The 23816-nt window shown below is 40.6% G+C and carries 18 protein-coding genes; 12 read left to right on the plus strand and 6 right to left on the minus strand.

The annotated features are described in order from the left end of the window. Nucleotides 1-113 precede the first annotated feature (113 nt). Together ATS75_RS14815 and ATS75_RS14820 are read left to right on the plus strand one after the other, a co-directional pair. Complete coding sequence (locus ATS75_RS14815; RefSeq protein ID WP_058561205.1) at nucleotides 114-2384, plus strand: RyR domain-containing protein; 2271 nt, start codon at nucleotides 114-116, stop codon at nucleotides 2382-2384. Nucleotides 2385-2386: 2 nt separating this feature from the next. Beyond that, a complete protein-coding gene (locus ATS75_RS14820) occupies nucleotides 2387-5617 on the plus strand; it encodes a TIR domain-containing protein (RefSeq protein WP_058561206.1) in 3231 nt (1076 codons plus the stop codon). Nucleotides 5618-5702: 85 nt separating this feature from the next. Here the strand turns inward: ATS75_RS14820 and ATS75_RS14825 are convergent, their stop codons facing one another. Further along, complete coding sequence (locus tag ATS75_RS14825) at nucleotides 5703-6626, minus strand: AEC family transporter (RefSeq protein ID WP_058561207.1); 924 nt, start codon at nucleotides 6624-6626, stop codon at nucleotides 5703-5705. A gap of 38 nt (nucleotides 6627-6664) precedes the next feature. Further along, entirely contained in the window at nucleotides 6665-7222 is a 558-nt protein-coding gene (gene smrB / locus ATS75_RS14830; protein WP_058561208.1) for an endonuclease SmrB, read from the minus strand. A gap of 126 nt (nucleotides 7223-7348) precedes the next feature. On the opposite strand from smrB, the gene prmB reads away from it, so the two are divergent. Further along, complete coding sequence (gene prmB / locus ATS75_RS14835) at nucleotides 7349-8284, plus strand: 50S ribosomal protein L3 N(5)-glutamine methyltransferase (RefSeq protein ID WP_058561209.1); 936 nt, start codon at nucleotides 7349-7351, stop codon at nucleotides 8282-8284. Between the two features lie 66 nt (nucleotides 8285-8350). After that, nucleotides 8351-9448, plus strand: a complete 1098-nt coding sequence (gene aroC / locus ATS75_RS14840; RefSeq protein ID WP_058561210.1) for a chorismate synthase — start codon at nucleotides 8351-8353, stop codon at nucleotides 9446-9448. Between the two features lie 59 nt (nucleotides 9449-9507). On the opposite strand, the gene ATS75_RS14845 is transcribed toward aroC, so the two are convergent. The 3 genes from ATS75_RS14845 to ATS75_RS14855 all read right to left on the minus strand — a co-directional run bounded on the left by ATS75_RS14845 (nucleotide 9508) and on the right by ATS75_RS14855 (nucleotide 12868). Next, complete coding sequence (locus ATS75_RS14845; RefSeq protein WP_058561211.1) at nucleotides 9508-10344, minus strand: mechanosensitive ion channel family protein; 837 nt, start codon at nucleotides 10342-10344, stop codon at nucleotides 9508-9510. 387 nt (nucleotides 10345-10731) lie between these two features. Continuing rightward, nucleotides 10732-12000: an HlyC/CorC family transporter gene (locus ATS75_RS14850; protein ID WP_152996232.1), complete on the minus strand. Its 1269-nt coding sequence runs from the start codon at nucleotides 11998-12000 to the stop codon at nucleotides 10732-10734. 61 nt (nucleotides 12001-12061) lie between these two features. Further along, complete coding sequence (locus ATS75_RS14855; RefSeq protein WP_058561212.1) at nucleotides 12062-12868, minus strand: inner membrane protein YpjD; 807 nt, start codon at nucleotides 12866-12868, stop codon at nucleotides 12062-12064. Nucleotides 12869-13126: 258 nt separating this feature from the next. Between ATS75_RS14855 and ffh the strand changes: the two genes are divergently transcribed. The 7 genes from ffh (at nucleotide 13127) to tyrA (ending at nucleotide 19128) form a co-directional block, all read left to right on the plus strand. Then, a complete protein-coding gene (gene ffh / locus ATS75_RS14860) occupies nucleotides 13127-14506 on the plus strand; it encodes a signal recognition particle protein (RefSeq protein ID WP_058561213.1) in 1380 nt (459 codons plus the stop codon). Nucleotides 14507-14765: 259 nt separating this feature from the next. After that, the gene (rpsP, locus tag ATS75_RS14865; RefSeq protein ID WP_058561214.1) at nucleotides 14766-15014 is read left to right on the plus strand and encodes a 30S ribosomal protein S16; all 249 of its coding nucleotides are present in this window, start codon (nucleotides 14766-14768) and stop codon (nucleotides 15012-15014) included. A 17-nt stretch (nucleotides 15015-15031) separates the two neighbouring features. After that, nucleotides 15032-15568 (plus strand): ribosome maturation factor RimM, encoded by a 537-nt coding sequence (gene rimM, locus ATS75_RS14870; protein ID WP_058561215.1) that lies wholly within the window; start codon nucleotides 15032-15034, stop codon nucleotides 15566-15568. Further along, nucleotides 15568-16335 (plus strand): tRNA (guanosine(37)-N1)-methyltransferase TrmD, encoded by a 768-nt coding sequence (gene trmD / locus ATS75_RS14875; RefSeq protein WP_058561216.1) that lies wholly within the window; start codon nucleotides 15568-15570, stop codon nucleotides 16333-16335. The genes rimM and trmD overlap by 1 nt, the downstream gene beginning before the upstream one ends. A 33-nt stretch (nucleotides 16336-16368) precedes the next feature. After that, nucleotides 16369-16728 carry a 50S ribosomal protein L19 gene (rplS, locus tag ATS75_RS14880; RefSeq protein WP_058561217.1) on the plus strand — a complete coding sequence of 120 codons (360 nt, stop codon included), beginning with the start codon at nucleotides 16369-16371 and terminating at the stop codon, nucleotides 16726-16728. Nucleotides 16729-16930: 202 nt separating this feature from the next. Continuing rightward, nucleotides 16931-17800 carry an MYG1 family protein gene (locus ATS75_RS14885; protein ID WP_058561218.1) on the plus strand — a complete coding sequence of 290 codons (870 nt, stop codon included), beginning with the start codon at nucleotides 16931-16933 and terminating at the stop codon, nucleotides 17798-17800. A gap of 194 nt (nucleotides 17801-17994) precedes the next feature. Further along, nucleotides 17995-19128: a bifunctional chorismate mutase/prephenate dehydrogenase gene (gene tyrA, locus ATS75_RS14890; protein ID WP_058561219.1), complete on the plus strand. Its 1134-nt coding sequence runs from the start codon at nucleotides 17995-17997 to the stop codon at nucleotides 19126-19128. A 42-nt stretch (nucleotides 19129-19170) separates the two neighbouring features. Here the strand turns inward: tyrA and ATS75_RS14895 are convergent, their stop codons facing one another. Further along, entirely contained in the window at nucleotides 19171-20328 is a 1158-nt protein-coding gene (locus tag ATS75_RS14895) for a chorismate mutase (RefSeq protein WP_058561220.1), read from the minus strand. Nucleotides 20329-20696: 368 nt separating this feature from the next. On the opposite strand from ATS75_RS14895, the gene ATS75_RS14900 reads away from it, so the two are divergent. Further along, entirely contained in the window at nucleotides 20697-23702 is a 3006-nt protein-coding gene (locus ATS75_RS14900) for an EAL domain-containing protein (RefSeq protein WP_201020971.1), read from the plus strand. Nucleotides 23703-23816: the final 114 nt, after the last annotated feature.

Genomic DNA, 23816 nt, shown 5'->3' on the forward strand with positions numbered 1-23816 from the left:
ACATTTGAAGCCGCCTAAAGTATCGCAATGACCTTCCTTATTATAAGTGGCAGTAACCACAATGTGCCGTTATTATAAAAGTGTGTATTTACAAACAATAATAATTAGGTGTTATGGATACTGAAAAAAAATCGAGCTTGTTTTTATTTGGGTTATTTATCTTCATTATGCTGGTTGGGCTATTGGGGATCTCATTGACGCCCAAATGGGATGAACCGTTAGCAAACAATATTTATGCAATAGCTGGTTTGTTTGCGTTCAGCGGTGATTGGACTCAAGACCTCCATAAACATCAGCATATGAATCTATTTATTGAGTTTGCACGCTTTGCTGCGCCATTAACCACGGCTTTAATTTTCTTTGTCTTAATTTTTGATGGCGCAAAACAGTTAATAGCTCATATGTTACGTCCTCGTAATGGCTTTGAATTGATAATTGGCCTTGGTAATAAGGGCTCGGCCATTGCGGTTTCGGCGCTTGAGCAGGGCAAAAAAGTGATTGCGATAGAGCTGCAAAGTCAAAATAGTAATATTGCTATGTTAAAGAAGCGTGGTGCGATAGTTTTTAATGGTCAGATTAATGCAAAGGTAGTAAAAAAGATCAATGTTAGCGGTGCAAAAAATATTTTCTTTTGCTGCGGTGATGACAATAAAAACATAGCGACTGCAGAGCAAGTGCTGCCTCTTCTCAAACAGACTAATAGCACATGCACTCCGCACATTTTTGTCCATTTACATAGTCGAATTTTGGCAGAGCAGTTAAAGCAATTACCCCGGTTTATAAATAATACGCAAACAGAACTACACTTTTGGCGAAAAAGCCACGTACTTGCTGAGCACCTATTACAACAGTACCCTTTGGCACGTTATGCTAATATCCAGGGAGTTTCCCGCGCGAATGTTATTATATTTGGTTGCAATGATAACGCGCTTGATCTGGCAAGAACGATGGCAAAAAGTGCCATTTATAAAACCTTAAAGGCGCCCATTATTACTATGGTGACGGGTCAGCAAAATGCTGCTTTACAAGTCGAGTTAACGGCTATCTCCGCGGCAACTGAGCTGCATTTAATTGATGAAAGTGCATTGGAGTTAATTAATCAACCACATCGATTATTACCTTTAATGACGAATGCAACACAGGTATTTATATTCGAACATGAAGAAATAAATAGTTTTTCAGTTGCTTTGGCTTTGAGAAATATCATGTTAAAAAACAGCTTATTTATGGCACCTATTATTTATGCCACGGATCATAATGAGGTAAGGGGTAGCCCTAATCCGCATACGCAAGAAATACCAGATAATTTATTTGCTTTCAATAATAACAGCAAAGACATCAATATCAGTTCGATTACCCAGCCACAAGGTTCGCTATTAGCAAAGCGCACTCATGAGCACAGTTATGTTGTTGGTAATAAAGCCCCAGCCCAATGTACTTCATGGCAAGAGTTACCTTATAGCCTAAAAGAAGCAAATCGTGAATTCGCTTTGAGCTGGCATAATAAGCTTGCGGCGGTTGGTGTGCAATTTTGCTCAGCCAACCATAATGTTCAGCTTAGTAGCGATGAGCTTAATTTAATGTCCGCTATGGAGCATACTCGATGGTGCGCTGAACGCCGTATTGATGGCTGGCAGTTTAATAATGTGCGCTCTAACTTAATAAAACAACATCCATTATTAAAGCCCTGGGATGAACTTAATGCACAACAAAAACAAGGCAATAATGAATTTTTTACTAATACAGTTAACGACTTGCAAGCGATGGCAAAAAATAGAGAATTTGAGTTTGGGTTACAGCGTGTAAGAACAATCGCTGTGACAGGGCATCGCTTTAATGCCTTATCACCTGCCCAGCATAGTAAGCTGGTTAAAGAAATTGACAACACCTTATTGAAAATTAAGCTGCGCTACCCGCATGACCACATTCAACTTGTGAGTGGCTTGGCACAGGGAGCAGACAGGTTAGTTGTTGAGCGAGCGAGAATAATTTTAAACGCACCATTCATTGCATTGCTACCAATGACCTATGAGCTTTATAAAACAGATTTTGAAAATGATAATAACGAGTTCGAACAATATATCTACCGCGCTCTTTGGTATAGCGAAATTCCTCCGATTTATCAACATGTCGCTGACATGGAAGCAGACACTCAATCTGCGCGTGCTCGTCAATACGCCTCTTTAGGAGCACATCTAGTCACGTTCGCTGATGATCTTATCGCAATCTGGGATGGAAAAGAAAGTCGAGGGCTAGGGGGGACAGCAGATGTGGTTGATTGGTGGCAGAATAAAGTGCCAGAAGCGTTTGCGGTGAAGTACCCATTAAAATCGGTAATTGATAAAGGTGAGGCTTATATTATCAACTTCGCCAGAGATGAATAAACATGAGTGACTCGCAGTTCTCGCATCAATATTTAGCCTTTATTTCGTATCGTCATGCTGATAATAAACAAACAGGTCGCCAATGGGCTACATGGCTTCATCAAGCGATTGAGACATATGAAATACCAAAAGATTTAGTGGGGCAAAAAAACGCACGGGGAGAAACTATTCCCGAGAGGATTTTTCCGATTTTTCGTGATGAAGAGGAGCTACCTGCTGATGCAGATTTAGCCAATGCCATTACCCGCGCACTTGATAATACGGGGTTGTTAATTGTTTTATGTTCTCCCAATGCTGTGGCTTCAACGTATGTTGCTGATGAAATTGATTACTTTAAAAAGCTAGGCCGATCGGATCAAATTATCGCCGCTATGATAGCTGGCGAGCCGAATGCAAGTTGGGATACGAGTAAGCAAAAGCAAGGTTTTACACCTGAAGATGAGTGTTTTCCGACACCTTTACAGTATGCTTATGATGAGCACGGAGAACCGACCACACAACTTGCAGAGCCATTAGCGGCTGATTTTAGAGTAAACCACGATGGGGTGCTGGAGCAAGGCTGGGCATCTATAGAAGCATATCGGCAATATTTAAAGTCACTGGGTACAGTGTCGGGAAAAGTCATAAACGAGCGGGTAACCAACTATCAAGCTCAGCAGCAGTTAATGTTGCTAAAAATTATAGCTGGCATTATAGGTGTTCCCCTAGGGGCGTTGACAAAACGTGATCAAGCCTACCAACTTGAGCTTGCTCAGCAAAAAGCAAAGCGACTGCGTCAATGGTTAAGTGGTGTGGCACTGTTGGCTATGGTTGCAATAGTCGCAGGTGTTTTGGCTTTTTTTGCTCAACAACGCGCGGTAAAAAATGAGCAGTTAGCCACACAGCAGCGAGATGCATCACTTCTTAATCAGAGCCGCTTTTTAATGGATAGATCTCGTCAAGCAAATGATGATGGAGAGCATGGCATCGCAATTTTATTAGGCTTAAATGCTTTGCCCGGCTTGTATGGCGGGGATAGGCCAATGCTAGGAGATATAGGGCAATTAAGGCGAGCGATTTATGCCAACAATAAGGTATTTCATTACTCTGCACCAGAAAAGATAGAGCAAGTTAAATTTTTTGGTGAACAGACCATCTATACGTTAACCAACGGTAAGCTATTACTGATTTCAGTAACGGAGGAAGGTTTAGATAAACAGCTCGAATCAGAACAACCTATTCAAGCATTTGCATTAAATAAACAGCGCGATAGACTAGTGACTGCCTCTAAACAAGGCACTGTCACGCTATGGGATTTACCATCACTGAGTGCCATAAACAGTATTTCTGTGGATGCAGATATCAATAGTCTCGTTATTAGCCCAGATGCAAAAACAGTGTATATGACAAGCCTATTTGAGCGACTCATTGCTTGGTCTGTGGATAAAGAGGAGATTATTTACGATATTAAGCATTCACAACAATTTACAAGCGGTGATTTGCAGCTCAGTAGCGATGGCCAATACCTTTTAATGACCCCAGAGATTGTTGGCGAAGTGCGTATTCTAAATGCCGCAGATGGCCAGCTTATTCGTAAACCCACTATCGGGTTTAATTATTTATCAAATAATAGTATTGCAAGAAAAACTCAATTTACTGCAGACAGTAAAGGTTTGCTCATTTACGATTTAAACGGAACGCGAGTCGAAAATATTATTACAGGGCAGGCGCAGGGGGTTACGTCAAATATTCACACTATTATGGATAGTAAAAATGAGTACTTACTCGCTATGGCAACCTCGCAACAGGTGCAATCAAGCGCCGAGAATGCTGATTTTGTACGAAGCTTAGAAAACGCACCTACACTGTGGAATATAAAAACAAACTTGGGTGGTCAATTGAGCCACTTTTCTAGAGTGGATGATGCTGCATTCACGCCAAACGGTAAACTCTTGATCACACTTTCATACAATAATGTCAGGGTATGGGATGTAAGCACAGGCACTGAGTTAAACAGCTTCAAAATAAATAAGCGGATGGGATTAACGTTGACTAATTCGCAGTTGATGAGTGTTTCAAACGAAGATAAAACAATTTCAATCTGGCAATTACTCAACGATAAGCCAAGCTTTATATTGGATGAAAACCTGAATCTTTGGCGAGCCGCTTTTAGTCAAAACGGCCAGCTTATCGCGGCAGTAAACAATGATAAAGAACATTTAGTATATATTTACTTTAGCCAAAGTGGACAGTTAAAGACGATGCTAACGCTGTGTGAAAACGCAAAGTTTGATAGCAATGATTTGGTCAATGCGAAACGTTACATAGTTATAAAATGCGGCTTTAATAATCCGCGTGTTTATGACCTAACAGATAATACATGGCTTACATTTGATGCAGAACAGTTTGGCGATATAAGCGATATTAAAATTATTGAAAATCAAAACACGGCTTTGTTAATAAAGGATTCATGGCGAGAGAAATCACTTTATTTAGTAGAATTAAATAGTGGTAAATTAATGTCTGAATTTCCACTCGAGCGAGATACTTCAATGAACTCTGTTAGTTTGAGTGATGATGCGCAATACGTGTTGTTAGGAAATAATAAAGCAGGCGTCTCACTGATTGATCTTAAGACACAAGAATTTCTTTTTCAAACAAAGGAGATATCGCGAATAATTGAGAGTGTGTTTATATCTCATACTGCGCGTTTGGCCATAAAAACGGACAAACGAGTCATAAACATATTAGATACCTACACAGGAAAGCAACTCAAGCAGCTTACCTTTAGCTCAGACATAACGGCAATGTTAGTAAAAGACAGTGAGTTAATTATTGGTTTAAAAGAGGCTGTTGTAGTAAGAATTGAAAGTCAAACAGGGCAAGAAACCGCACGGTTTAATACGGTTGAGAAAGCTGCAAAGCTGTCTTTAACTGCATCTGGTAAGTATCTAATTGTGAATAATGGGCGGCCTAGTATTTATGAACTAGCAACCGGTAAATTATTTTATCAGTCAGATAACTTCCAGGATCAAAACATAGCGTTTGATGAAAAGAATGACCGCTTAGTACTACTTTCAAATCAGGGTAAGTTGTTTAACTTACCAGCGATGAGCTTTCAGATCATTGATGCTGCGATTAATGTATTGCCAAAGCGGCAAAATTGCCTGAGTAAAAAGCAACGCGACGATAACTTTATGTCACCTTTGAGTGAGCTGCAAACGCAACAGCGAAACTGCTCACTAATGAAATAGGAATACTCTCGTTTTCTAACAGATAATATTTTAGTGTGTGTTCTAAAGCGCAGTGCTCAGAGGAGGGAGTAAACGTTAGCGCGTGTTACAGTAATAAAGCTAACCATATTGTATAACTCACTACGCTGAGTACCGTTGACATAACAACGGTACTGGCAAGTGTTGCTTCATGTTGCTTTATCTGACAAGCAATTAGGTATGCGTTTACTCCTAAAGGCGACGCGCTTAATAATACGAGTACTTTTAAAAGTTCAGAATCCAAATTAAATACAAACCGCCCCATAATAAGCACTAAACAGGGCAATAACCCAAGCTTGAGGATTGATGCGATTATCGTTGCTTGCCAATTATTTGATACTTTATAGAAAGCTAAGTTTGCCCCAAGCACAAATAACGCACATGGCAAAGCGGGTTGTCCGAGTAATGACAGCCCTGAGTTAAGATTAGGAAATAAAGTAAAGCCACTTAAATTAACCACAATTCCACAGCTTATACTCAACACCACAGGATTAAGTAGCATGTTTTTGGTGAATTTAGGCCATGAAAATGCAGTGTTATTACCTTTTGCGCTAATCAAAAATGTTAATGTAAAAAGTAACGCGCTATGAAAGGTGATTATCATAAACACAATCCCCATCATTTGCTCACCAAGCGCGGCAATAATAATAGGCAAACCGACTAGCACGGTGTTTGAGTAACTACTGCCTAAAGCAAAAACGCTGTGGCGCTCGTAGCCGCGATTTTTAGATAAATAAAAGCGGTCAACTACCAGAGCGAATGAAAAAATAAATAACACGGGGATATAAAAACTTAAAAAACCATTTAGGCTCACGCTACCCTGTAAATTAGCGTTCGACATATTTAGAAATAAAAAGGCTGGCACACTAATGTAAAACGTAAATTTACTTAGCCCAGCAACATGGAATTCAGATAAAAAAGTACTGCGGCTAGACAAGTATCCACATAAAACAATAAAGACCAACGGGAAAATAATTGAAACAATATGCACTGTATAGTGGCCTTTAACAGCAAGTGTTTGGCAAGAGGTTAACGCCTAAACTCATCGCTTTGTGGTAGATTAATCAGTATTAAAACCGCGCCTTTACCACCGTATTCAAGCGGTGCTTGGTGTATTGCAATCACATCAGGGTGTTGTACTAGGTATTGGGGTACTTTGTGTCTAAGAATATGCCCTCCAATACCATGCACCACACAAGCGCAGTAATAATGTTTTTTCTTGCATTCATGGATTAAGCCAGCTAATTCGTCTTTGGCAATTTCTTTATTTAAACCATGCAAATCAAGGGTTAATTCTGGAATAAAATCGCCACGACGCAATTGCTTTGCTAAAAAGCGGTCATGGCCTGTTTGCACATAATTCACGGTTCCATTTGTGTCTATATCTGGAACATATTCATCTGAAAAGAAAAATTCTGACTGTTGTTGCTTTTTTTGCTGGGCAAATTGCTTCGCTTGTGACACTTTAGGTTTATTAGCAAAGCGGTGAGTGTCTTGTTTAATGACACGCGCACCCGAAATACTTTGACGAAATAAGTCTATGTCGTCATTGCTGATTGGGCTGTTGGAGTGAGTATCTTTTTTCATTGCGGCAGTCTAAACAAAAAAATGCTAAAAATCGAGTAAATAGCGTTACAATAGGGCAATCATGGGGCCTTAATTGTGCCTCGGTTGAGTTAATATTTTGAAAGTATAAGCAGGCAGATAACACACATGAGCGAATTACTAATAGAAGAAGCAACCTTAGATGAAGCTGTTGCAGAACTTTCAACATTGCATGATTGGTTACGTTGGACAACAAGCCAGTTCGCCAGCAGTGGTATTTTCTTTGGTCACGGAACTGACAATGCATGGGATGAAGCGGTAAGTTTATTACTTCCAGCACTTAGTTTACCTGTTGATGCGCCAAAAGAATTGATGCATGCACGTTTAACAAGCACTGAGAAAAATCGGTTAGCGAGTTTAATTGCAGAACGAATCAATGATTTCACACCGGTTCCTTATCTGACTAATATTGCATGGTTTGCGAATATGCCATTTTATGTAGATGAGCGTGTTTTGATTCCGCGTTCGCCATTTGCCGAACTAATTAATAATCGTTTTACGCCATGGCTAGAGCAGCCTGAATCAGTGGGCCGCATCTTAGATTTATGCACGGGATCGGGTTGTATTGCAATTGCATTGGCACAAGCGTTTGAAACTGCCCAAGTGGATGCTGTTGACATATCTTATGAAGCGCTTGAAGTCGCAGATATTAACATTACTGACTACCAACTGAGCGATCGTGTATTGCCAATTCAATCGGATGTATTTAGTGGCGTACCTGGACAAAAATATGATCTGATCGTTGCAAATCCGCCTTATGTTGATGCTGAGGATATGGCAGATTTGCCACGTGAATTCCATCACGAACCTGAACTTGGGCTTGCATCAGGACATGATGGGTTAGATGTAACTCGCACAATCCTAAGCGAAGCCGCTGAGCATCTAACTGATAACGGTTTGTTATTTGTCGAAGTAGGCAACTCTATGGTACACATGGATGCACTTTACCCTGGCGCTCCCTTTGAATGGATTGAATTTGAGCAAGGTGGGTTAGGTGTGTTTGTGATCAGTAAAAAACAACTGGTTGATTACTTTGTTGACTGAACACGCAAAATTTAAAGCCGAGTCATAGGCTCGGTTCTCAGTAGTCATTAGGAATGAGGAAAGTTAATGGCAGGTAATAGCATAGGGCAACTTTTTAAATTGTCCACATTTGGTGAGAGCCATGGCGTCGCGTTAGGTGGCGTTGTGGATGGCACGCCAGCAGGTCTTGAAATCACAGAGGCCGATTTACAAATAGATTTGAACCGTCGTAAACCCGGACAAAGTCGATACACTACGCAGCGCCGTGAAGACGATCAAATTAAAATTCTATCCGGCGTGTTTGAAGGTAAGACGACAGGAACCAGTATTGGTTTATTAATCGAAAATACCGATCAGCGCTCAAAAGATTACGGTAAAATTAAAGACGTATTTCGTCCAGGTCACGGTGATTACACTTATTGGCATAAATATGGACTTCGTGATTACCGTGGTGGTGGACGTTCTTCAGCACGTGAGACTGCAATTCGTGTAGCTGCAGGCAGTATAGCAAAGAAGTACCTCAAACAATTTCATGGTATTGAAGTACGTGCATGCTTAAGCCAGCTTGGTCCGATTAAAGCTGAGAACTATGATTGGGATGAAGTAGAAAATAACCTCTTTTTCTTCCCTGACGCCAGTAAAATTGAAGTATTAGACGAGTACATGCGTGATCTTAAAAAACAAGGTGACTCAGTGGGTGCAAAAGTAAAAGTAGTCGCTAAAAATGTACCCGTAGGTTTAGGTGAGCCCGTGTTTGATAGGCTCGATGCGGAGATAGCTCATTCGCTGATGAGTATCAATGCAGTAAAAGGTGTCGAAATTGGTGATGGTTTTGATGTGGTCGATCAAAAAGGCTCTGAGCACCGTGATGAGCTTACCCCTAATGGTTTTACATCAAATCATGCGGGCGGTGTTCTTGCTGGTATTTCTACTGGGCAAGATATCATTGCGTCTATTGCACTCAAGCCTACTTCAAGCATTACCATACCAGGTAAGAGTATCAACACTGAAAACGAAGCTGTTGAGATGATAACTAAAGGTCGTCATGACCCGTGTGTGGGCATTCGGGCGATACCGATAGCAGAAGCAATGATGGCCATTACGTTAATGGATCACTTACTGCGCCAACGTGGGCAAAACCCACATGTTAACCATGAACATGGCCCAATTGATGGCGCTGTTTGAGTAATAGTTAAATGCCTAAACCACCCAACAGGGTGGTTTTTTGTTTTAGGAGGTATCGCTTACTTACCAGGAAATTGATGTATGTGGACATCGCGTTGTGGGAAAGGAATAGTGATGTTTTCCTTATCAAACGCAATTTTAACACGTTCAAATAGCCCAAAATAAACAGGCCAATAGTGCTCAGATTCAACCCACGCCCACACTAGCATGCCAATATGGCTGTCGCCGTGTTGACTTACATGGACGACCGGTTTTTTATCGTCGTCTTTAAGTACTAGGTCGTAGTCACTCAATACACCCATTAATACTTCACGTGCTTTAATTACATCATCACCGTAGCTAATACCAAACTCAATATCGACACGGCGAGTCTGTTCTGCAAATTTATTTTTAACACAGCCATTTGATAGCGTACCGTTTGGAATAATAATTCTTTCATTGTCATAGGTTAAAAGGACCGTAACAAAGATTTGGATCTCAGTGACTTTTCCCATGTAACCTTGTGCTTCAATTACATCGCCAACTTTAAATGGCTTGAAGAATAAAATAAGCACACCGCCGGCAAAGTTAGCAAGGCTGCCTTGAAGTGCCATACCAATAGCCAAACCAGCAGCACCGAGCATGGCGATGAAAGAGGTTGTTTCTATGCCAATCATTGAAGCAACGGAAATAACGAGTAGGACTTTTAAAATCGCGGATGTAAAAGACACTAAAAAGTGCGTTAGTCCTGCCTCGAACTTGACGCGCATCATTGATTTTTCGATCATGTTTGAAATGCGGCCAATAAACCACCAGCCAATAACGAAAACAATAATTGCCAGCAGGAATTTAGGCCCATACAGCATCAATATTTCTATCGCTTGGGCATAAATTGTTTCAATTGAAATTTCTTCCATTGGGTTCTCCATTAAGTAAATTTAGCATATAGATAGTAGTCTAGGCTCTGTTTACCTTTCAAGGTTAAATTTGCAGCAGTCTGTTTGGTATTTAGGCAAGACAGTGCCTATGTGGTGTGGTATTCCCCATAAATAGAGCATCAATGCCAAACAAGCGCTGCCCTTCGGGTTCTGTCTAGGAGCGATTTGCTCTTTGTTGCTCGGTTTTGACTTAGCCCACTAGGTTACAAACCTCGCGCCGCGATCAAACCGCCCCTATTTTGAACACATTTTAATCCGCAAAGGTCAACAGACCCTAGTATTTATGACTAAGAGAAGAAGTAACAGCAGAAAATTCAGAAATAGAGATAAAAATTGTGAGCAGAGGGCTCTACTCACAGGTGCGGTTTATATTGTGCGTTTATTTGCTTGCACACGTACAAGCTTGATCATGTTTTCTTTAACTTCAACCACTTCTATAGGGTAGCCTGAAATGCGTAAGCTAAGGTTTGCATCTGGAATATCTTCTAAGTATTCAACAATTAAACCACTTAACGTTTTTGGACCATCTAACGGGAATTCCCAGTTCATTTCTTTGTTGAGGTCGCGTACATTTGCGCCACCATCGACCAGAAATGAGCCATCTTCTTGAGGCATAACTTCTTCACTCGGCGTACGCGTTTGGGTCGTTGTAAAATCACCTACGACTTCTTCAAGAATATCCTCTAAGGTCACTAAACCTTGAATGTCGCCATATTCATCAACAACTAAGCCAATACGTTCTTTGGATTGTTGAAATTTAAATAGTTGGGTATTAAGCGAAGTCCCTTCAGGGATAAAATAGATTTCGCGTACGGCACGTAGCAAAGAGGGTTTATCAAATTGCTCTTTAGTTAAAAGACGAAGTGCATCACGTGAATGTATGAAGCCGACAGCATCATCAATTTGGTCACGATAAAGTAATACTCGAGTATGTTGAGCATGTGTCAATTGTTTGCTTATAAGCTTCCAATCATCGTTGATATCAATCGCGATAATTTCATTTCGCGGAATCATAATATCTTCAACAGTGACTTGTTCTAAATCTAAAATAGAGGTCAACATACTTTGGTGGCGAGCGGGGATAAGCGCGCCAGACTCATTTAGTACGGATTTTAATTCTTCTTTACTCATGCTGTGCTCATCGATTTGCGCAGCGCTAATACCAAATAAGCGTAACATACCATTGGTCATCCAATTAACTACGACAACAAATGGGAATAGAATTTTGAGTAACCCTTTGAGCACAACAGAACTTGGGAATGCAACGCGCTCTGGGTACAATGCTGCTAATGTTTTAGGGGTCACTTCGGCGAATATAAGCACTACAAGGGTGAGTGCGCCGGTTGCAATTGCAATACCTAAATCACCATATAAGCGAATGCCAATAATCGTTGCGACTTGGGCGGCAGCGATGTTTACTAAGTTATTACCAATTAGGATCAGACCAATAAGGCGGTCAGGTCGGCTTAAAAGCTTGTTAACACGCTTAGCGGCTCGATGGTTTTCTTTAGCTAGGTGGCGCAAACGAATTCTGTTGATTGACATGATGCCCGTTTCAGAGCCAGAAAAGTATGCAGAACATAAAATTAAAATACCGAGTATTATGAATAAAACACTCGTAGATATGCTGTCCAAAGAAGGATCCTTTTTTTATAAATCAATGCGTATTAAGCGGCAGTGTGCAGCGCGAGTCAAGTTAAAACTTATTAAGAATAACCTCTTGTATAAAACGGCTACCAAAATAGGCGAGTGTTAACACAAATGCGGCTGTCATTATAGCCAAGACGATAGGTTTGCCACGCCAGCCTTTAACTATATGCCCAACAGTCACAATAGCAAATATAGCCCACGCAACTAATGATAAAATAGTCTTATGAATAAACTCACTATCAAACATACCATCTAAGAATATAAACCCAGATAACAAAGCAGCAGTGAGTAGAGTTGTACCTAGTGTAAGAAGGTGATAGAGCTGTCGCTCAACCACCATTAAAGGGGGTAAATGGCTATGGACAATTGCGAGGTCCTTACGTTTTAAGCGCTTATCAATGAAGTAAAATTGCACGCCATATAATGTAGCAATAATAAGTACGCAGTATGCAAGTAAAGACAATGAGATATGGGTTACGAGAGCTATGTCAACGTCAATGCTTTGTAATAAGATATGATGTGGGATAAATAAGCTAGCAAAGGTTAAAATCGCTGCGAATCCATATACAACAGGCAATAGAAGAGTTGCAGGAAATTTAAGTGATACCGTGGTCACTGAGACTACAATCACCCAGCACGTCAGCAATGCTACGTTAACAATGCTTAGGTCTTGACCATCAGCTCGAAATACAGAGTTAACTAACAAAAGCATGTGAGCTAATATTGCAACTGTACTTAGTATCACGGTGAGTTTCTGGCTTGGACCTTGTTGATGGAACAAGCGAGACAACACGTGCGAAGTCGCTAATACGTAAAATAAACTGGCAATAATAGTTAAACTAATAATTAGCATAGTGCTTTGGCCACTCAATTTGAGTCAAATATTCCTTGTTAAGTTAATGCCATTGTATTTTATAGTTAGGAAAAAACCTAGACTTTGTAAAAAGAAACTCAAACTGCGTACTTGAATACTGTATTGTGCGCCTAAATTTACGGTATACTGTTTTTAATTAAAATTTGAATTGATACCGAACTTTGCGTTGTTGACGTATTTGCCTAGTGAGTGAAGCGCAGACACGCAATCGGTACTATGTTTTATCGGACCCTTTATATGTTTGAGAATCTCCAAGAACGACTAGGTAAAACCTTAAAAAATATTAGCGGGCGCGGACGCCTAACTGAAGACAATATAAAAGATACATTGCGCGAAGTACGTATGGCTTTTTTAGAAGCTGACGTTGCGTTACCCGTTGTTCGTGAGTTTGTTAAACAAGTTAAAGAGCGTGCAGTTGGTGTTGAAGTCACTAAAAGCTTAAGCCCAGGCCAAGTTTTCGTAAAAATTGTACGAGAAGAACTTGAAAAAGCCATGGGCGAAGCGAACGAAGAGCTAAGCCTCAATGCGCAACCTCCAGCGGTCGTAATGATGGCAGGCTTACAAGGTGCAGGTAAAACCACCAGTGTTGGTAAGCTGGCGAAGTTTTTAAAAGAGCGCAAGAAAAAATCTGTGCTGGTAGTGAGTGCCGATGTGTACCGTCCTGCGGCGATTAAACAGCTTGAAACGTTAGCGACTGAAGTTGATGTGGATTTTTTCCCAAGTGATATCTCACAAAAACCGGTCGATATTGCTAATGCGGCAATTTCTCATGCAAAAAAGAAATTCATTGATGTTGTATTAGTCGATACCGCGGGTCGTTTGCATGTTGATAATGACATGATGGATGAAATCAAAGCGCTACACAGTGCGATTAATCCTATTGAGACTTTATTCGTTGTTGATGCGATGACAGGTCAAGATGCGGCTAATACTGCTAAGGCATTTGATGAAGCATTACCGCTGACAGGTGTTATCTTAACTAAAACAGATGGTGATGCACGTGGTGGTGCTGCTTTATCTATTCGTCATATTACCGGTAAGCCTATTAAGTTTATGGGTGTAGGTGAGCGCACTGATGCACTTGAGCCTTTTCATCCAGACCGAATCGCGTCGCGTATATTAGGTATGGGTGACGTACTTTCATTAATCGAAGAAGTCGAAATGAAAGTAGATAAGGAAAAGGCTGCCAAAGTTGCTGAAAAAGTATTTAAAGGCAGTGGCTTTACTCTTGATGACTTTGCTGAGCAGTTAAAGCAAATGAAAAACATGGGTGGCATGATGTCGATGCTTGATAAATTGCCGGGTATGCAAAATTTACCTGATGCAGTAAAAGGCCAGATGGGCGATAAGACGTTCATTCAAATGGAAGCTATTATTAGCTCAATGACGAAACAAGAACGTGCACGCCCTGAAATCATCAAAGGTTCGCGTAAAAAACGTATTGCAGCAGGGTCTGGTACGCAAGTACAAGAAATCAATAAACTGCTAAAACAGTTTACACAAATGCAAAAAATGATGAAAAAAATGAAAGGTAAAGGTGGCATGCAGAAAATGATGCGCGGTATGAAAGGGATGTTACCACCGGGCATGATGGGCGGCGGTGGCCCTAAGTTTTAATTATTGGCACTGTTTTGTTTATTAAATAAACAAATAAATTTTAAAAAGAGGCAAAAAGCCTCTTTTTTTGTGGATAATTTATGCATTCAATCGTTTACGTTGCCTTATTCCACGCACAGATCAGTGTTTAATCTACTTAACTGGCATTTTAGATCACTTCTTACTTGCATTGTTGCTAAAAACTCGTACAATTCCCCAGCTCCCCATACTGGGGAGTAAATCTTATTAATGAAAACAGTCAATCTATTTAGAGGACGGTATGGTAACTATTCGTTTGCAACGTGGTGGCGCTAAAAAACGCCCTTTCTATCAAATTGTGGTTGCGGATAGCCGTTTCTCGCGTGACGGTCGCTTCATCGAGAAAGTAGGTTTCTTTAACCCAATTGCTTCAGGTCAGGAAGAAAAAGTTCGTTTAGATTTATCTCGTGTTGATCACTGGGTAGGTCAAGGCGCAGGTCTTTCAGATCGTGTAGCTAAGTTAGTTAAAGACGCTCGTAAAGCGGCTTAATAGGCGTAAGTGTAACCATGAGTCAAGAGAACACCTCATCAATAATTGTCGTAGGAAAGCTCGGTGCCCCGTATGGTATAAAGGGCTGGCTTAAGGTACATTCATTTACTGATGATCCCCAAGGGATCTTCGATTTCAGCCCGTGGTTGATAGGGCAGCAAGGTAAATGGCAATCCTTAGAAGTGGTCGACTGGCGTCGCCACAACAAAGGCTTTATCGCTAAGTTTGCGCAAGTAAACGACAGAGACCAAGCAATGGCTTATACCAATGTTGAAATCTCTGTGGATTCAGCGCAGCTACCAGAATTACCGCAAGGTGAATTCTATTGGCGAGATCTCATTGGCATGTCGGTTGTAACTGATAAAGGTTATAACTTAGGCACTGTTGATGACCTGATGGAGACAGGCTCAAATGATGTATTAGTTGTGAAAGCAAATAATAAAGATGCATTTGGCCAAGCTGAGCGTTTAATTCCGTTTTTAACTGATTCAGTTATTAAAGAAGTTAAGCACGAAGTAAGAGAAATTACCGTAGACTGGGATCCAGGCTTTTAATGAGTCAAACAAGTTCGTTGTGGGTAGGGGTTATCAGCCTTTTCCCGGATATGTTTGATGCAATTACACAGCAAGGTGTAACCGGTCGCGCAGTAAAAAATGGTTTGATTGATTTTAACTGTTGGAATCCACGAGATTATGCAACTGATAAGCATAGAACAGTGGATGACCGCCCTTACGGGGGCGGACCAGGCATGTTAATGATGGTTGAACCATTAAAACAAGCCATTCTTGACGCAAAAAAAGCGGCAGGAGATGGTGCAAAAGTAATTTATATGTCCCCGCAAGGGCGCAAATTAGATCAGCAAGGAGCAAGCGAACTCGCAAGCTCTGAAAAACTGATTTTAATTGCCGGTCGCTATGAAGGTATAGATGAGAGAATAATAGAATCATACGTTGACGAAGAATGGTCAATTGGTGATTTTATTTTGAGTGGTGGTGAACTACCGGCCATGACATTAATTGACGCAGTCGCGCGATTGGTGCCTGGGGTGTTAGGGCATAACCAGTCAGCAGAACAAGATTCATTTTCGGATGGTTTGTTAGATTGTCCTCACTATACACGGCCAGAAACATTGGACGACAAACAGGTGCCTGCTGTATTACTCAGTGGAAACCACCAAGAGATAGCTAAATGGCGGCAAATGCAGTCTTTAGGTAGAACTTGGCTACGACGTCCTGACTTGTTGCATAACCTAGCTCTGACTGAGGAGCAAGCGGTATTACTCGCAAAATTTCAGCAAGAGTACCAAAAAGCTTGTGGCTAGAAGACAGTTACACCTAGGAAAGTGAGAAACATAATGGCAAAAGTAAACCAAAATATTATTAAAGCGCTTGAAAATGAGCAGCTTAAAACAGACGTACCTGCATTTGGCCCTGGTGATACAGTGGTTGTACAGGTAAAAGTAAAAGAAGGTGCTAAAGAGCGTCTACAGGCCTTTGAAGGTGTTGTAATCGCTAAGCGTAATCGTGGTCTTCACTCAGCATTCACAGTTCGTAAAATCTCGAGCGGTGAAGGTGTTGAGCGTGTATTCCAAACGCACAGCCCTCTAATCGATAGCGTAACAGTTAAGCGTCGCGGTGCAGTTCGTCGTGCTAAGCTTTACTATCTACGTGAGCGTTCTGGTAAATCTGCACGTATTAGAGAAAAACTTAACTAATACGCGCTGTTTAGCAACGCAGATAAAACAGGTTGTAGCCTTCGGGTTACAACCTGTTTTGGTTTTTAAGGCACTAATTTTCAATAGTGGCTTTAACACACCTTGTCCTTACTGCATTTAACGGTGAGCTTCGTTATACTCAACCTGCAACACTATTTGCTCAAGTAACTTCTTTTCTCTCTTTATTAAAAATGATGAATCAATGACCGATATGACAGTGGTTACCCACGATGGTAATTTTCATGCTGATGATGTATTCAGTATTGCAGTACTTAAAATTATTTTTCCGACGCTCACGCTAATTAGAACACGAGACAAGCAAATTATTAGCCAAGCTAATATTGTTATTGACGTAGGAAATGAGTATGACCCTGATATAGGGCGTTTTGATCATCATCAACGCGGTGGCGCGGGTACGCGAGAAAACGGGATTCCTTTTTCATCGTTTGGTTTGGTGTGGAAAAAGTATGGTCTAGACCTTTGTCAAGGAGACCAAGTTGTTGCAGATTCTGTTGATGCAGGGTTAGTATCAACAATTGACGCGATAGACTGCGGTTATGTTGAAGGGGTAGAAACGGGTATAAGTCTAAGCCAGACAATTTCAATGTTTAATCCAACATGGCAAGAAGACGGTAATTTTGACGAATGTTTTAGTGAAGCGGTGGAATTTGCACAGCGTTTACTAAAGCGTTTTATTGCTTCTGCAAGTGGCAGTGCAGCCGCTAAAAAAATAGTTGCTAAAGCAATTAGTGATGCAGATGACCCCCGCGTAATTATTCTTCAACAATACACCCCATGGAAAAAAACGGTTCATAGTTTATCAGAGCAAGCTTTATATATGATTTATCCATCCCACTCAGGTAAATGGATTATACAAACTGTGCCAGTAGAGCCAGGCTCATTTGAGGACAGAAAGCCGTTACCCAAAGAGTGGGCTGGTCTATCGGGCGAAGAACTTCAAACTGTCACAGGTATTAAGGATGCTAATTTTTGTCATAATGGGTTATTCATCGCAGGTGCTGACTCATTTGCTAGTATTATGATTATGGCGTCTCTTGCACTGCAGAATTAAATACATTCATAGAGCCGCGCTGGATAATTTGTGCGGCTGATCTCTTATGTTCTCTCCACGCATTTATCTACCAATCTTTTTCTTTTTTTTCGCTTTTAACGATTCAATGTTCCTGTTAGTATTTATCGTATCGATTAGTTTACTTTTATGTAAACTTAAGTTTCCGTTTTTGTGTGTGATAGGTGGTAGGGTTCGTGGCAAATAAAGATGAGTTAGATCAGTTAAGAAAAGAAATTGATGAGTGTGATGCACAGTTAGTCGCACTGCTTGCTAGACGAAATAAAATCACAGGACGAATCGGTTCGATTAAACAACAAACTGGTGCACCACTTCATGCCCCAGATCGTGAAGCGTCTCTTTTAGCAGCAAGGCGCCAAGAAGCGATAAGTCAAGGCGTTAACCCTGAGCTAGTTGAAGATATTCTTAGGCGTATGATGCGTGAAGCCTACCAAAATCAGCAAGCTAAGCTAGCGTGCGCTGCACCTGAATTATCACCTATTGTTATAGTAGGTGGTGAAGGTGCAATGGGCCAGCTTTTTGCAAATCAATTTAAGCGCTCTGGTTATGAAGTGAAAATACTCGATAAATCACAGCAGCATCAAGCAAGTAACATACTTGATGGGGCAAAACTTGTTATGGTAAGTGTCCCTATCAATGCCCTTGAGTCGGTGGTTAATGCCCTCCCTAAATTGGATGATGGCTGCTTGTTAGTTGATATAACATCGGTCAAGCAGTCACCATTAGCTGTATTAAAAAGGGCGCATAACGGCCCTGTAGTCGGTTTACACCCAATGTTTGGTCCAGATATATCTCACTGGGTAAAACAGACCGTTGTAGTATGTGAAGGGCGAAATCATGATGTTGCTCAAGGTCTGCTATCTCAATTGCAAGTGTGGGGCTGTCAGCTTGTTGAACTTGATGCAAAAAAACACGATGAAGCTATGCAAATAATCCAAGTCATGCGGCATTTAACCACGTTTGTCTATGGGCAGTTTTTGGCAAAACAAGGGCACACCTTAGAGGAGCTTAGGAGTTGTTCATCACCGATATACCAATTAGAACTAATGATGGTAGGACGTTTGTTTGCGCAATCACCAGAGCTTTATTCTGATATTATGCTTGCACAATTTGATAATGTTGAAGATCTATTGGCACAGTATCAAGAGACCTTTGCAAGCACACTGGAGAAACTAAGAGCAGGTAATAAAGAGGCATTAATAGATGCATTTGGTGAAGCAAAGGCGTATTTTTCAGATTCCACAGCCCACTTTTTAACACAAAGCCGCAGTCTGTTAAATAAAGCGAATGACGCTAAAGTGCTTGATTAAAATAGGGTTAATAAAAAAGGGCCTTATGGCCCTTTTTTCGTTTTAGCCTTCGACGGTAACGGCTTGTAATGACTCACTTTGATAGCAGCCCAATACGCGTACGTACTGCGTGTGTTGCTTTAGTTGCTCTAAAGCATGTTGCACATGGTTGTCAGCTAAGTTGGCTTCTAAATCAACGTAAAATACTTCTTCCCACGGATTGCCGGGCACTGGTCGCGATTCTAATTTTACCAGGTTAATATTGTGCTCTTTAAAAATCATCAACGCATCGGCTAATGAACCTGCTTGTTGCTTTGTGGCCATGATTAAGCTGGTTTTTGTCGGGATTTGTTTTGAAACTTGCAATGGTTGACGTGCAACAACAATAAAACGACTGTGGTTTTCTCGTTGGTTTGCTAGACCGGACTTCAGTACCTCAAGGCCAACATGTTTGCCTGCTTGTGCTGAACCTATAGCTGCACTATTTGGTGTATCTAACGCTGATTGAAGTGCACTTGACGTAGAATCACAAGTTTCATGCTGTATGTCACCTAGCCCTTGTAAAAAGCGGCTACATTGTGCGAAAGGTTGAGGATGGGCGAAAATTTTACTTAATTGACTCAGTTCAGTATCAGGAGAGGCTAATAAACAGTGCTCTACGCTATGAGTGACTTCACCAACAATTGACACTTGTGCGTGTTGGAGTAAATCAAACACTTCATTGATACTGCCAGAGCTGGTATTTTCGATAGGTAATAAACCGAAATCCGCTTGGCCACTTTCAACTTTACCTGTTATCTGTTCAAAGCTAATGCAACCGAGCTCAACTAATTTACCTGGGCGGCGGCTAAAGTATTTATGACACGCCAGTTGACTGTATGTTCCTTGACCCCCTAGGTAGGCCACGCGGTGAGTTTCGCTCATTGCACCTGGGTTAAGGTTTTTTTGCAGCATGGCTTGTTGATTAAGTACGGAGTCTTCCAAGATAGTTTGAAAAACATTGTTAACATAGTAGGCATCCAATCCGAGTGATTTACCATAACCTATAAGCTTTTCAAGTAATGCTTGCTCTCTTGCTTCATCACGAATTGGTTTATTGTTCGCTATTTTATATTCCACAACGCCATGACTAATACGGCGGCGCTTGGCAAGTAATACAAGTAAGTCAGAATCAATCTCATTGATATCATGTCTGAGCGTGTTTAATACATCATTTGTCATTTGGGTTCCTCATTCCAAAAGCTACCGATAAGGTAGTAAAAACAAAAAAGCCTCCCAGTTGGGAGGCTTTTTCTATTCGGTTGATTAAATCTCGCAAACAGTTAAGCCTCTTTCATCTAATAAAGAAAAAGAAGCTAATAAACTTAAAAATCAAACGCGAGAAATGTATATTCATCCTTTCAATGTATGTAGACTGATCATTAAAGTCAACACTCTATTGTGTTTAATAGCGCTTTCGTACTGGTTTATTTTTAGATTAAAGTTTTTTCGCGAATATTTACAAAAAATTTATAAATCTAAATGGGGATCTGGTATATTTCTGAGTGTAGATTCAAATAATAACAATTATTAATAAATAAGGTTGGATTGTGGTGTATAGACGCCCACCATCACGTTTTGGTGTTAACTCATTAAGTATGAAGCTTTCGCTGTTAATCTCAGCGATCTGTTTAATTGCAGGCATTTGTGCCGCAGCATTGATGCTTAAATCTGAAGAAAAACAGCTTGTGTTTGAAGAGCATGAAGTATTAAAGCTCTCAAGTAATCGTTTGAGTCAGCAATTTAATAACCTAGTGAAAACTAAAATTAATATTGCTGAACAGGCTAATCGGGTTGTAACAAATCAGCTTTTTTACAGTTCTTCTCAATTGGCTGATAATCAAAATGCGGTATTAAGTTTTGAGGCGGATGGCAGTATCCGCAGCTCATCGAATGATGGCTTTTCAGCTGCGTTTTTACCCCAAAAAAACTACACTCCTTTTTACAAAAAGTTAATACATGACTCAGAGTCGTTGTGGAAAATATTATCACCTACGCTTATAGAAGATTTTTCGAATTTTTACTTAATCACTAAAGATAACTTTATTCGTATCGCGCCGTCTAATTGGGCGCTCAGTGTTGCGGGTGATCATCAATTCACAAAAGACAGTAACTTTAACTACGCTCAAGAAGCACAAAATCCAACACGCGAAGCTGTGTGGTCTGATGTTTATTATGACAAAATTTCGCACAAATGGGTCATTAGTATCCTTGTGCCTATTTACCTTAATAATGAATTTTTGGGTGTGACAGGCAGTGACTTAGTATTAGATACATTAATTTCTCAGCTTCCTATCGGTGATAATGATAAACATTTATTTGTGTTTGATGGCCAAGGTCAACTCCTTGCACATCCAAAGCTGACTAAAAACAAGTACGAGGAATATGGCCAAAGTGGTAAGCGTCTTAATAATAGTGACTTTGTAAATACTGACTTGCAAGGACTCATAAACCAAACGATTAAAATGAAGCTACCAAAAAATGCAGATTCATTTATTCAAGATGGTGAAACGCACATCATTAATATTCGTAAAGTTGAGTATTTAGACTGGTATATTGGGATATATAAAAAGCGCTCATCAGCCCTTTCTGCATTACAAGAGCTGAAGGTGAAGTTTTTTGGCTTATTTATTTTGTATGCAATTTTAGTTGCGTTATTACTTCATCAAGCGCTTTACCAACTTGTACTTAGGCGTATCCATTCATTAGTGCACGCAGTAACTAGCTTTGGTAAAGGCCATTTACAAATTGAGTTTCCAAAAGAGAATAAAGACGAAATCGGCACATTAAATGGCTCATTTCGAGATATGGCGGTTGAAATTCGTAAGCTTATCGATGGTTTAAACCAGCGTATCACGGAAAAGGAAATTGCGGAAAAAGCGGCAAACAGACTTTCAAAAGCGGTTTCGTTTTCTGGGACTGGGGTTGTGATCACCGATCATCATTTTGTCATTGAATACGTGAACCCGAAGATGCTCGAAATGTCTGGTTTTGATGAAAGTCATTTTATGAATTCAGCCTTGTTGAGTATAGTAGCTGAAGAAATGGCTATTCTGGTGGATGATATAGACATCGATCTTCGTAGCAGAAATTACTGGCGTGGTGATACGCTAATTCAAGGAAATAATAAAGCGCCTATTTGGGTATCATTAAGTATTTCACCGATACGCGAAGAGGGGGGCGAAATAACAAGTTATGTCGCATCCGCGCAAGATATTTCGTTCGTAAAAGAAAGCCAACGTAAAATGGAGCAATTAGCCTATTTTGATACCTTAACAGGCTTAGCAAATCGAACCTTTTTTAGAATGCAGTTACGTAAATCCATGGCACTTGCAGAGCGTGGCCACTATGCCTTTGCATTGTTTTATTTTGACTTGGATGAATTCAAACGCATTAATGATACGTTAGGCCACGATGCGGGTGACCAATTATTGGTAGAAGTTGCCAATAGGTTGAAGAAGCGTCTTCGTGCTGAAGACACTATATCGCGCTTAGGTGGTGATGAGTTTGCTGTATTGCTCAGTGGTATTGAACATCAAGACCACGCAACGGAAGTGGCTAATACGATTCAAAAAACCCTTAATGAACCTATTATGTTGGGTAATAATGAAGTGATCATCAGTGCCAGTATTGGTATTACAATGGCGCCGTATGATAGCCAAGAAGAAGATCAGCTACTGAAACATGCTGACTTAGCAATGTATGAAGCAAAAGCAAAAGGGCGCAACACGTATCACTTCTATAGCCAGGAGTTAAATGCTGCGGCAAATGAACGGTTATTTATAGAGAACGAATTACGTAACGCAATCAAAGAAAATCAGTTTGTGTTGTACTACCAGCCTCAAGTAGACTGCAGAACGAATCAAGTTGTCGGCTATGAAGCGCTAATTCGCTGGTTCCACCCGGCTGAAGGAATGATCCCCCCGACTAAGTTTATTCCTATTGCAGAGGCGACGGGGCTGATTGTTGAACTGGGCGCGTGGGTACTGCAGGAGTCGTGTCAATTTGCAGCAAGGCTTGCCACGCAGGGCCGTGACAATAATATTTCCATTAACTTATCAGCACGTCAGTTTAAGGATGCGAATTTAGTGCCTTTGTTGGCATCAATCATTCAAGAAACACATGTACCGGCTAAGAGCTTACATTTAGAGTTAACAGAAAGCATGCTAATGGGCAATGTCGAGGCAGCAATAGCTCAGCTGCATCAACTAAAAGCGCTTGGTGTGTCGATTTCTATTGATGATTTTGGTACGGGGTACTCATCACTGAGTTACTTGAAGCGTTTCCCAGTAGACATTCTTAAAGTCGATCGCTCATTTGTACAAGATATACCCGATGATCCGAATGATATGGAAATCACAGCGGCAATCATTGCTATGGCTCAAAAGCTTAAACTAGATGTAGTCGCTGAGGGGGTTGAAACAATTGAGCAAGTTGAGTTTTTACAAAATAATAACTGCTTTATTGTACAAGGCTATTTTTATAGCCAGCCAATACCTGAAAGGGAATTACCCAAGCTATTTGAAAAGCTAAGTAACTTGAGTAAAAGGCTCTAGGATTTGTTGACCTTTGCGAAATAAATTTTCTTCAAGCTAGGTGCGGTTTAATCGGGCGCGAGGTTTATAACCTAGTGAACGAAGTAAGAACCAAGTAAAGCTTGCGCGTCCTGC

This window comes from Pseudoalteromonas sp. H105 (genome assembly GCF_001469215.1).
GTDB lineage: Bacteria > Pseudomonadota > Gammaproteobacteria > Enterobacterales > Alteromonadaceae > Pseudoalteromonas.